Raw genomic sequence first — 11,535 nt, 5'->3', positions numbered from 1 at the left:
TTGCAACTACAGCAGCCCCGGCTGAACGATCAGCCGTTCTTCCGCTTCTGGTACGCCTCGTTGAATTCCTTGACGACCTGCTCGCCGCCTCTGTCCTTCCACTCTTGAATCACCTTGTCGTAATCGTCCACCGGACGCTCGCCAAGAATGATCTTATTCACTTGGTCCGTCAAGTACTGGTCAAGCTCCTTCCCTTTTTCACTGTATGTCGGCGAGAACAAGCCGACCGACTGATCGCTGTACGGCTCGCCTTCCATGGCTACCTTGAATGACTCGTCCTTCATTTTCTTCAGTTCGTCCGTATCGTCCGGGTTGTAGATCCATTCTCCTTCGGCCGCATGGTTCGTCAGCAAATATTTGCCCGTGCCTTCGGTCAAGCCTTTGTCCGTCAGCATTTTCTCGCCGTTCTCTACTTTGAAATGGTCGTTCTCCACGCCCCATTTCATGAACTCGGCGCCTTCGTCGCCGATCTGGTCGTCCAGGATAGAGAGCAGCTTCTTCACCTTCCCCTCATCCTTGCCCAGACTGGCCGGCATAACGAAGAACCCGTAGAAGCCGTGATACTTGCCGTAGCCCTTATAGCCGTCCGGGGCCGTCAGCGGTGGAATCGGGGCGACGCGGAAATCTTTGTTGATGCTGTACGCTTTGTCGAACCAGCTCTTCGTGAAGGCGGTATACGTCCAGTTGCCGATAATGCCCGCTTTGCCGGTCTGGAAGTCCTCGCTGGTCTGCGTGCCCTTCTTAATTGTATAATCGGGGCTAAAGAGCCCCTCCTTGTAGCCTCGCGCCAGGAATGCCACCGCGTCCTTCGCGTTCGGCATCAAGTATCCGTGCGTAATTCCGCCCTGACCATCCTCGAACCATCCGAACCGGAGCGACCGGTACGAACCGAATAGTCCGTTGAACCCGCTGAAGTTGCCGTCTAAGGCGAATCCGTACGTATCCTTCTTGCCGTTGCCGTCCGGATCGTTCTCCGCGAACGCCTTCATCACGGTATACAGCTCGTCGTAGGTGGCCGGCATCTTCAAGCCCAGCTTGTCGAGCCAGTCCTGGCGGATCACCATCGTTTGGAACGGAATGCCGCGCAGCCGCGGAACGCCGTAAATATGCCCTTCATACGTCAGCATGTCCCAGATTTCCTGCGGAATCTTGCTCAGGTTCGGGTAATCCTTGATGTAATCCTCGATCGGCAGGAACATGCCGTTCCCCGCCCAGCTGAAGTAATTGGCGTTCGTATCCTCCAGCAGCATCAGATCCGGCATATCCCCCGAAGCGACCGTGACGCCGATCTTGTTCGCATAATCGCCCGCAGCGACCGGAATATATTTGAATTCGATGCCGTACCGCTCCTCGATTGCCTTAATGCCCGAGCTGTTCGTCGTCGGAGGCGCCGCGCCGTACAAGATATTCATGGCCGAGACGCTGTACTTCTTGCCTTCGTCCCCCGCGCTCTGTCCTCCGTCAGCATTCGATTCCTTGGTCCCCCCTCCGCCGCCGCAAGCCGTCAGCAAGCCGACAGCCATCGAACAGGCCAGAAGGAGCGATACGATTTTTCTCCCCTTGAATTGCATGATTACATCCTCCCCCGATTTGATTGTGGAATCATGATGGGCATTCTATGATGTAAGCACTTACAACAATGGAGGCAGCCCGCGCTAGAATACGCCGCGCTCCCCCATCCGCTTCGCCAGCTTGTTGGCCCCGTAGATCAGGATAAGCCCAATCAAGCCTTTCATCAGCCCGACCGCGGTCGAGAAGCTGAAGTTGCCGTTGACGACCCCCGCTTGGTAGACATACGTCTCGATGACTTCCCCGACATCCCGGACGGAAGGGTTCAGCATGAGGAAAATCTGCTCGAAGCCGACATCCAGCACGGTGCCAAGCCGCAGGATGAAGAGGACGACAATCGTGCTGCGGATGCCGGGCAGCGTGATGTTCCAGATTTGGCGCAGCCGTCCGGCTCCGTCCATCTTCGCCGCCTCATACAGCTCAACGTCGATGCTGGACAGTGCCGCCAAATAAATGATCGTCCCCCAACCGGATTCCTTCCAGATCACCTGCATCACCAGCATGGACCGGAAATTGTCGGGATTGGACAAAATATCGATTTTGGACATTCCCATATCGGCCAGCATGTTGTTCACGGCGCCATCGCTCTGGAACATCAGATAGAAGATCCCCGCCACGACGACCCAGGACAAAAAGTGCGGCATGTAGAAGACCGTTTGCAGCATCCGCTTGAACACTCTTTGCGTTACCTCATGGATCATAATCGCCAGAAATATCGGAATCGTGAAGGCAAATACAATCTGATACAAGCTGATAATCAAGGTGTTCAGAAAAATACGCCCGATATCCGGATTCTCGAAGATGCGATAGAAATGCTTCAATCCGACCCACTTGCTGTCCCCGATGCCGAGCATCATATTGTAATCCTTGAAAGCGATTACGACTCCGAGCATCGGCAAATATTTGTAAATGACGAAGAACAGCAGGCCGGGCAGAGCCATGAGCCATAAATACTTTTCGTTCCACAGCGTTCTCCCGATGCGGCTCCATCTCCCTCTGGCGCGAGGATCGCGGATAGATGAGGGTGCTCCTGCTGACATTGGCGTCACCTCCTTTGTGCTCCTATTGTAGGTCACGCCTCAATGACACGGAAACGTTCACTTTTTGATGCTCATTTTTTGAGCCTTGCTTCCGGGGTTGCAAAAAATGATACACGCATCTATCCGAATCGTTGCTCAAAAAAAGCCGAAAAAAAACAGTTTGACCATCTTTGACTTTTGACTGACAATCCGATATGATAAAGATACGGTTCTTGACATTCGCAGCAAATGCATATCGTGTTTAAGAGGCCGTGAATTGGTTAATATTTAATGTTATTGATGCTGAGGAGGGATTATCGTGAGTTACGTTCCTATAGTTGTCGAGCAGACGAATCGAGGCGAACGGTCGTACGACATTTATTCCAGATTGCTGAAGGACCGCATTATTTTTCTCGGTTCCCAAGTGAACGATGTGGTGGCCAATTCGATCATCGCTCAAATGCTGTTCCTGCAGGCCGATGATCCGGACAAGGATATTCATCTGTATATCAACAGCCCCGGCGGATCCATTTCCGCAGGGATGGCCATTTACGATACGATGCAGCATATCAAGCCGGATGTATCGACGATCTGCGTCGGCATGGCGGCGTCGATGGGCGCCTTCCTGCTGAATGCCGGAGCGAAGGGCAAGCGGCTCGCGCTGCCGAACAGCGAGATTATGATTCACCAGCCGCTGGGCGGAGCTGAAGGGCAAGCGTCCGATATCGAGATTCGCGCCCGCCGCATTCTCAAGATGCGCGACAAGCTGAATCAAATTTTGGCGGAGCGCACGGGACAGCCGCTCGAACGGATCGAGAGAGACACTGACCGCGATTACTTCATGTCGGCCGAAGAAGCGCTCGAATACGGCCTCGTCGACAAAGTGCTTCACAAGTAATTCCGTTATCGTGCTATACATCATGAGATCAATAAGCTGCTCGTATCGCGACTGCGCATACGGCAGCTTTTTCTATGCCGCCATGTTGAATTGCCGATCGCTTTCATCGTATTATAAAATGATGAGCCAGAATAGGATTTGCAACTATGATGATTCCGTAGAAGAGGAGGCGGGGACTTGCCAACAGTAAGAGATATAGCACGTGCAGCGGGTGTATCGCCGGCGACCGTATCGCGGGTTCTTACGGGCAAAGGAAACACATCCTCCAAAGTGAATGAAAAAGTAGAGAAAGCGATCCGGGAGCTCGGGTACGTGCCCAGCCCCAAGGCGAAGCCGAACGCACCGGCTGCCGAATCCCGCACTATCTGCTATACGATCGCACGCGAACCTAGTGAAATTTTCGGGAATCCGTACTATTCCAATGTGCTTCTTGGTTTATCCAATGCAACCCAAAAATACGGGTATGACTTGCAAATATCCGCCTTTCGCTCTGTCGATCAACAAATCGAGAAATGCTTGACGCTGTACCGGAACAAAAGAGTGGACGGGTTTATTTTATCCGGCGTCATGTCGGCGGACAAAAGCTCGCTCATTCAGAGCCTGCAGCAGAATTCGATTCCGTTCGTCATGATTGGGCGCAGCCTGCAGCACAATATCTTTTGCATTCATAGCGATAATTTCCGGGACGGATATGTCACAGCCCAGCATTTGCTGGACGAGGGGTACCGGCGGATCGTGTTCCTGACCGAGAGTCTGGATGTCGATGTCGTGCGTGACCGGATTGGGGGGTACAAGCAGGCGCTTCACAGCAATGGCCTGGAGGCGGGAGACGACGGCGTCGTCTTGTGCGGCTCGGAAGAAGCGGACATGATTGCAGCTCTCGACGAATACAGCTCCGGCGGCAGATCCTTCGATGCCATTATCGCTGCGGATAGCGTATTAGCCCTCGGTGTATTGAAATATTGCCGGGATCGCGATCTGCGCGTGCCGGAGGATGTCGGCATCATCGGCTTCAACGATGCGGCCTTTCTCAGCAAGATCTCGCCGTCGATCAGCTGCACGACCATTCGCGGGGAGCATCTCGGACTGGAGGCGCTGGAGATGCTTATCGAACTGATGGACGACCCAGAGCGCATTAATAAGAACAAGACGGTCACGCTGCCTTCTGAGCTGATCGTGCGTCAATCGACCCAACGGAGAGAACATTCCACATCCCATACATGATAAAAAAAGAGGGCGGAACGATCGCCCTATTTCTCATTACCAATTCAATTCGATAGTGCGCTTGATCTTATCGTCTCGAACCGCGATGACGACGCAATGGCGCCGCTCATCCACGTACCAGCCTTCCGCATGATCCTCCGGCTTCGCCGCCAGCCGCGCAAGCCCTTCAATAGCGACCGCATCCGGATCGAGGCCATGAAGATAGAAGCATAGCTTGCGGGAAGCCGGCTCATATCCCCTGTGCTCATACTCGAAGCCAAGGCTCAAGCCGCGCCCGGTGCATTCCGCCCCCACGCGAAGCAGATTATAAGCGCCCTTCTCATAGGCATACGTCAAGCCGTCATCTTCATACAGCACATAAGAGGAGGCCGGTGCCCCGCCGTACAGGTGGAACTGTAACGAAGCCTCCGTCTCATCGGCCGCATACTGCTTCAGCGGCTCATGCGGAATGATCGCGCCGCCCCGAACGAACAGCGGCATTGTATCCAGCGGAGCATGAACCGTCAGATGCTGTCCGCCGGTATATGGCGTGCCCGTCCAGTAATCGAACCATTCGCCTTCCGGCAAATAGACCGTGCGGTGCTCCGTATCCGGCCGGTAGATCGGCGCCGCGAGCAGATCGCGGCCCAACAGGAACTGATCGCACAGATTAGACAGGTGCTCATCCTCCGGATATTCCAGCAGCAGCGGCCGCATCACCGGAATGCCCGTCTGCGCCGCCTCATGGAACAGCGTATAAAGATAAGGCATCAGCTGATACCGCAGTCCGATGAAGGTGCGGCAGATGTCTTCTGTCTCCTGATCGAACGCCCACGGCTCCTGGTCGAGGAAATCGCCGACATTATGATTGCGGCAGAATGGGAACAGCGCGCCCATCTGCGTCCATCGAATCAGCAGCTGCTTATTCGTATGGTGGGCGAAGCCGCCGATATCCGGGCCGGCGAACGGAATGCCCGACAATCCCATATTGAGCACCATCGGCATCGCCATCGCCATATGCTCCCAGAAGCTGCGGTTATCGCCTGTCCAGACCGCCGCGTAGCGCTGAATACCGCTGTAACCCGCGCGCGTCAGCACGAACGGCCGCTCGCCCTCAAGATGCCGCTGCAGCCCCTCGAAGGTCGCCTTGGACATCAGCATACCGTACAGATTATGCCATTCCTCATGCGTCTTCATCTCGCCGTTATTGTCGTGCACGACGTCGAGATCCATCGTTTTCGATTCGTTGAATACGGCCGGTTCATTCATATCGTTCCATATTCCGGCGATGCCCATATCGGTATAATACCGGTGCAGATCTCCCCACCAGGCCGCGGTCTCTTGCTTGGTGAAGTCCGGGAAGGCGCTTCGTCCCGGCCATACATCGCCGAAGTAGACATCGCCTTCGAGCTTCTTGCAGAAGCGGTCTTCGAGCACCCCTTCGCGGTAGACCGGATATTTCGGATCCTGCTTGACCCCCGGATCGACGATCGGAACGATATGGAATCCCATTTTCATCAATTCGGCAATCATGTTCTGCGGCTGCGGGAAGCGATCGCTGTCGAAGGTGAAGACGCGGTACTCGTCCATATAGTGAATATCGAGATGGATCACGTCGCATGGTATCCGCTTGTCGCGGAAGGTGCGCGCCAAGGCCATCACTTCTTCTTCGCTTTTGTAGCTGTATTTCGACTGGTGGTAACCAAGCGCCCACTTGGGCGGCATCTGCATCCGCCCGGTCAATGCCGTATAACAGGAGATGACCTGCTTCAATTCGGGACCATAGATGAAGTAGTAATCGTAATCCCCCGTCTTGCTCTCAATGGAAAAAAGATCGCTCCGGGATCGCATATCGAAGGCGGTCCGTCCCGGGTTATCGAGAAAAATGCCGCAGCTTGCCCCATCATGGACATGCAGCAGCAGCGGGATCGACTGATATAAAGCCTCGATCTCCGGCACATGCGGCGCATACACGTCGGTATTCCACATCGTATAGCTCTCTCCGCGCTTGTCGAGATAGCTTGTCTTTTCCCCCAGCCCGTAAAAATGAGAGCGCTCGTCCATCGCGAAGCAGCCCGTCACCGCGCCGCGCGCATCCCAGCTGAACGAGGTCTGCCGGCCGATCACGTTGCCTTCGGCATCGGTTACCGTGATGGAAGCATCCTCGGCATCAATCTCCACCGATAGCTTCTTCGTGGTGAAAAGAAAGCCGTGCTCCGTATCTTCCCGGCTGGCCTGTATCGTCTTCTCCCACGGCAATACGCCGGGCGTTGTCGTCCAGTCGGGACAAGCATCGAACGTCAGCTTGACGCGGAAAAGATGCTCATCGAGAAAGGTCAGTGCCAGATTCGCCCTGTCCCCTATGCAGAGATATCCTCTGTCCAATTCCTCCACGCGGCTTATCGCGCCGATCCCGCTCCGCTTCGCTGCGACTGTCCCTCCGTGCAATTTGTCCGGATGTATCGTCTCGCTTGTCTGCATAATACCCTCTCGCTTTCCGCACATCATATGGTCACTCTATTTTTACTGCTGTCACGCCCGGTATCGCCTTCAACCGCTCCGCCAGATCGCTCATCGGCTTATTTTTGGGGAGCACAACCGTTATCGTCATCTGCAGCGGGGGCGCAGCCCCCTCGATCCGGCCCGGCGTCTCCGTATCGGACACATTCATGTTCCGGATCTCCACCCGCTCCGCCATCAGCTGCTTCGATATCGTGCCGAGCGTCTCCGGACCTCCAAGAGAAGTCACTTCCACCGAAAGTGACTTATTCGCTGCCAGATAGCGAAGCTCGACTTTATTCAACACCTGCAAGGAGACAAACACGAGCCCGCATGTCAAAATCGCCGGTAAATAAAATCCTGCGCCAACCGCCAATCCAATCGCGGCCATCACCCAGAGCGTGGCGGCCGTGGTCAATCCTTTGACGGAGAGGCCGGTTCGAATTATCGTTCCCGCGCCGAGGAATCCGATCCCGCTGACGACCTGCGCCGCCAGTCGGGCCGGATCCATCCGGACATTCGGTTCATCGACGAAGGCGTTGAACCCATAGATAGACAGCAGCATAATGAGCGAAGAGCCGATGCATACCAAAATATTGGTGCGGAATCCGGCGGCGTGCTGATTCATCTCCCGCTCGAAGCCGATAATGCCCCCGAGCACAAGCGAGAGAAGCAGCCGCAGGCATATGCTTGCCGGATCCAACGTCCAAGGGCTTGTCATCGCATCTCTCCTCCCCGCCACTCCTGTTTTCTTATCTCTATCTTTTTTACGAAAAAATCTTACGCTGCTCTAAATCTGGCCTGCTTCTTTATGATTTCGTCGCCCCCGCCGTCAACCCGGAAATGAGGTACCTCTGCAGGAACAGGAACACCGCGGCAATCGGAATGGCGATAAGCATCGAGCCCGCTGCGAACCGGGTGAAGTTGTTGCTGAATTCCTGATTGACCAGGTTGAACAAGCCGACAGCGAGCGTATAGTTCTCCGAGCTGCGAATGACGATTCGCGGCAGCAGGAAGTCCATGAACGGCGTCATGAAATTGAACAGGGCGACTACGGCCAATATCGGCTTCGCCAGCGGCAAAATAATCTGGAAGAAAATCCGGAAGTGCCCTGCGCCGTCAATCTTCGCCGACTCGTCCAGATCACGCGGAATCGTGTCGAAATAGCCTTTGATCAGAAAGGCGTGCATCGGAATCGACGATCCGACATAGACCAGAATCAAGCCGGCCAGCGTGTCGAGCAGACCCAGAATGTTCAGCAAAATATAAATCGCGACCATCCCCATTAATACCGGGAACATCTTGATTAGCAGAAGCGCATACAAGCCATGCTTGCGCCCTCTGAAGTTATAGCGCGAGAACGCATACGCCAGGAACGTCGTCACAATCAGCGACAGCACCGTCTTCCAGCTGGCGACAATCAGCGTGTTTTTGTACCACAGCAAATATTCGCTGTCCGGACTGGAGAACAGCCAGGAATAGTGCTCCGCCGACCAGTTCTCGGGGATAATCTTGGCGCTGTATAAGCTGGTGCCCGGATTCAGCGAGACGCCCAAGGCCCATACGAGCGGATACACGATCACGATGAACATGAACAAAATGAATGCATAAATACCGGTAAGCTCTAATCTCGATTTCCATCTCGTACTCATCAGACGCTGCCCTCCTCCTTGAACGATCGGGTTCTCCTGAATTGGAAAAAGGCGACGGTTGCCACAATCAGGCCCAATATAATGGAGATAACGGCCGCCATATTATAGTTCAACGTTTCAAAAGTAAGCTTGTATACCCATGAAATGACGATGTCCGTCGATCCGGCCGACTGCCCTCGAACCGGCGGCCCGCCTTGGTTGAACAAGTAGATCAGGTTGAAGTTGTTGAAATTACCCGTATATTGCATAATGAGCAGCGGAGCGGTCGCGAACAGGACATGCGGGAGCGTAATGTAGCGGAATCTTTGCCACTTGCTCGCTCCGTCGACCTCCGCCGCCTCGTACCAGTCGCTTGATATGCTTTGGAGCACCCCCGTGAACAAGGCGAACACGAAGCTGAAGCCCAGCCATACTTGAATAATAATGATGGCTACCTTTGTCCAGAGCGGATCGGACATCCAAGGAATGGACAGGCCCAATGGCCCCAAAATTTGCCGGTTCACCGCACCGAATTGATCATTGAACATGGCGGCGAACACGAGAATCGAGACGAAGGAAGGAACGGCCCAAGGCAGAATGAGCATCGTTCGAATGAATTTTTTGAATTTGACGCGCTTGTCGTTCACGATTACAGCCAAGAACAAGGCCAGCGAAATTTGCAGCGTCGTCGCGACGAATGTCCATACGAGCGTCCACGACAGGACGGAGAAAAACGTGTTCCGCCAAATCGGAACGGAAAAAATATTTTTAAAGTTTTCAAACCCTACCCAATCGAGCAAAAAACGGGGCGGTGAATTGTAAATATTGTAATTCGTAAAAGCCAAGGAAACCATGAACAACAGCGGCAATATCAGTACAAACGTAATCATGAAAATGCCGGGACCGACGAATAGATAAGGAACCCCTTTATCCCACGCCTGCTTGAAGCCTTCGCGAATCGTCGTGATCTTCCAGCCTTCGCGGATTTTCTGGGCGTCATTGCGCGCATCGGTCAAGTTGATCCAATAGAAGATGAGAAGAAAGACGGTCAAGATGACCGCAATAATGCCTTGAATGAGCAAAGAGCGGGAATCGTCAACCCCTTCCAACGTCCCCAGCGTCATGAGCCCCCAATACCCGATATTCAAAAAATCAGCAAACACAATAAAAAATGAGAGAAATAAAATCAAAAATATTGAACCCTTGATATATCTCCGGTTATACAGTTGTCCTAACCCCGGGATAATGGAGAGCAGCATCGCCAACTTCGGGTTATGCGCACTGATTTGCGGCTTGTCGGTTCGTGTCTGTTGTTCTCCCAATCTAATCAAGCCTCCTCGTTGACATCCGCAATGCGAATTCAAGCGGATGGGGATGCGGACCCGCACCCCGATCCGATAATCATTCCTTACTTATTGGCGTTGTTGATCGCGATTTGTTCTTTAATTTGATTGACCGCTTCATCCAGCACCTCTTTGGCGTCCTGCCCTTGGGCCAGGAACACGAGCGCATTTTTCATCGGCTCCCACGTCTGGGAGATTTCCGGGTTATTCGGCGTTGGCGTAGCGAATGTGGACTGTTCGGCCACGGCCGAGAAGTAAGGATGCTTCGTAATGAGATCGCTTTCTAAAATGCCCGGACGTGCTGGAATTTCCCCGGCCGTCTGGAAATGGCTCGCTCCGTTCTCGTCATTGGTAATGAACAAAGCCAACTCGGTCGCCCACTCCTTATTTTTAGAGAATGGGGACAGCACCAGACCTTTGACGCCCAGGAAGGAAGGCGGGCGTTGACCGTTGGCCAGCTTCGGCAGCGGCACGGCGCCCAGCTTGTCTCCCAGCGCCGATTCATAGTTTTTGATCGACGACGGTACCGAGACGACCGCGGCAACCTTGCCGTCTTTGAACAAGCCGTCGATGACGTCGCCATTAATCGATGCCGGAATCAGCTTTTTTTCGAACCATGACTTGATCAGGTTTGCCCCTTGGACAGCGCCTTCATTATTCAGCCCGATATCGTCCGCGTTGTAGCCCGTAGCCGGGTCATACCCGAACACATAACCGCCGTTGCCCTGCAGGAACATGTTGGCGTAATAGAAATTCGTCGCATCGAGCAAAAATCCGTATTTATCCTTCGACGCGTCCGTGAACTCCAACGCAAACTTCTCCAGCTCTTCCCATGTTTCCGGCGCATTTGGCAGCAGCTCCTTGTTGTAGAACAAGGCGGTCGTCTCGACGACCATAGGCAGATTGTAGATTTTACCGTCAATCGTCACGGCCTTGATGGCCTCTGGCGAATACTGGCTAATCTGCTCCTCGCTGATCTGGAACGGCTCGGCCAACCCTTGCAGCACGTTGCGGCCCATGGAGTTATGGGTGGCGCTCCACAGGTCAGGACCGCGGTCGGACGGTCCGTCGAGTGAGAACGCTTTCGCCTGTTCGCGCGGGTTGAATGGAATGACTTCCACATCAATGCCCGTCTTCTCCGTAAATTTTTGCGTAATCGCCCGCATCGATTTCAATTCCGGCTCATTTTCCGGACCCCAGATTTTCAGATGCTCCGGCTTCGGCGGCATCTCCCCTTCTTGTTGCTGAGCCGTATCCGTATTCGGCTTGGCCTGTTCCGCCTCCCGCTTCGGCCCGCAGGCCGCAAGCGACAGGACGACGGTTAATGAGAGCAGCAGCAATACCATTTTCTTAGCCATACGTTAGTTCCCCCT

The 11,535-nt window shown here is 54.0% G+C and carries 9 protein-coding genes; 2 read left to right on the top strand and 7 right to left on the bottom strand.

What is annotated here, in order from left to right; translation table 11 throughout:
- Positions 1-29 precede the first annotated feature (29 nt).
- Positions 30-1,571 carry an extracellular solute-binding protein gene (locus tag FLT43_RS18065; protein ID WP_087440250.1) on the bottom strand — a complete coding sequence of 514 codons (1,542 nt, stop codon included), beginning with the start codon at positions 1,569-1,571 and terminating at the stop codon, positions 30-32.
- Positions 1,572-1,655: 84 nt separating this feature from the next.
- Entirely contained in the window at positions 1,656-2,609 is a 954-nt protein-coding gene (locus tag FLT43_RS18060; RefSeq protein ID WP_087440251.1) for an ABC transporter permease, read from the bottom strand.
- A gap of 298 nt (positions 2,610-2,907) precedes the next feature.
- On the opposite strand from FLT43_RS18060, the gene clpP reads away from it, so the two are divergent.
- On the top strand, positions 2,908-3,486 hold the full coding sequence (gene clpP / locus FLT43_RS18055) for an ATP-dependent Clp endopeptidase proteolytic subunit ClpP (protein ID WP_087440252.1): 579 nt from the start codon (positions 2,908-2,910) through the stop codon (positions 3,484-3,486).
- Positions 3,487-3,663: 177 nt separating this feature from the next.
- Positions 3,664-4,710: a LacI family DNA-binding transcriptional regulator gene (locus tag FLT43_RS18050; protein WP_087440253.1), complete on the top strand. Its 1,047-nt coding sequence runs from the start codon at positions 3,664-3,666 to the stop codon at positions 4,708-4,710.
- 36 nt (positions 4,711-4,746) lie between these two features.
- On the opposite strand, the gene FLT43_RS18045 is transcribed toward FLT43_RS18050, so the two are convergent.
- From FLT43_RS18045 to FLT43_RS18025, 5 genes are all read right to left on the bottom strand, one after another.
- A complete protein-coding gene (locus tag FLT43_RS18045; protein WP_087440299.1) occupies positions 4,747-7,170 on the bottom strand; it encodes a glycoside hydrolase family 31 protein in 2,424 nt (807 codons plus the stop codon).
- A gap of 31 nt (positions 7,171-7,201) precedes the next feature.
- On the bottom strand, positions 7,202-7,909 hold the full coding sequence (locus FLT43_RS18040; RefSeq protein ID WP_087440254.1) for an MgtC/SapB family protein: 708 nt from the start codon (positions 7,907-7,909) through the stop codon (positions 7,202-7,204).
- An 88-nt stretch (positions 7,910-7,997) separates the two neighbouring features.
- Positions 7,998-8,840, bottom strand: coding sequence for a sugar ABC transporter permease (locus FLT43_RS18035; RefSeq protein WP_087440255.1), 843 nt, complete (start codon positions 8,838-8,840; stop codon positions 7,998-8,000).
- Positions 8,840-10,141, bottom strand: a complete 1,302-nt coding sequence (locus tag FLT43_RS18030) for a carbohydrate ABC transporter permease (protein WP_279627745.1) — start codon at positions 10,139-10,141, stop codon at positions 8,840-8,842. The genes FLT43_RS18035 and FLT43_RS18030 overlap by 1 nt, the downstream gene beginning before the upstream one ends.
- A gap of 86 nt (positions 10,142-10,227) precedes the next feature.
- The gene (locus FLT43_RS18025; RefSeq protein WP_087440256.1) at positions 10,228-11,520 is read right to left on the bottom strand and encodes an extracellular solute-binding protein; all 1,293 of its coding nucleotides are present in this window, start codon (positions 11,518-11,520) and stop codon (positions 10,228-10,230) included.
- Positions 11,521-11,535: the final 15 nt, after the last annotated feature.

It is taken from the genome of Paenibacillus thiaminolyticus, assembly GCF_007066085.1.
GTDB lineage: Bacteria > Bacillota > Bacilli > Paenibacillales > Paenibacillaceae > Paenibacillus_B > Paenibacillus_B thiaminolyticus.
The sequence above is the reverse complement of the archived record's forward strand: the minus strand, read 5'-3'. Positions and strand labels throughout refer to the sequence as shown.

Excerpts from the sequence above, each read along its gene's own strand:
- FLT43_RS18065 (WP_087440250.1), bottom strand. The coding sequence starts at position 1,571 with ATGCAATTCAAGGGGAGAAAAATCGTATCGCTCCTTCTGGCCTGTTCG.
- FLT43_RS18060 (WP_087440251.1), bottom strand. The coding sequence starts at position 2,609 with ATGTCAGCAGGAGCACCCTCATCTATCCGCGATCCTCGCGCCAGAGGG.
- FLT43_RS18045 (WP_087440299.1), bottom strand. The coding sequence starts at position 7,170 with ATGCAGACAAGCGAGACGATACATCCGGACAAATTGCACGGAGGGACA.
- FLT43_RS18040 (WP_087440254.1), bottom strand. The coding sequence starts at position 7,909 with ATGACAAGCCCTTGGACGTTGGATCCGGCAAGCATATGCCTGCGGCTG.
- FLT43_RS18035 (WP_087440255.1), bottom strand. The coding sequence starts at position 8,840 with ATGAGTACGAGATGGAAATCGAGATTAGAGCTTACCGGTATTTATGCA.
- FLT43_RS18025 (WP_087440256.1), bottom strand. The coding sequence starts at position 11,520 with ATGGCTAAGAAAATGGTATTGCTGCTGCTCTCATTAACCGTCGTCCTG.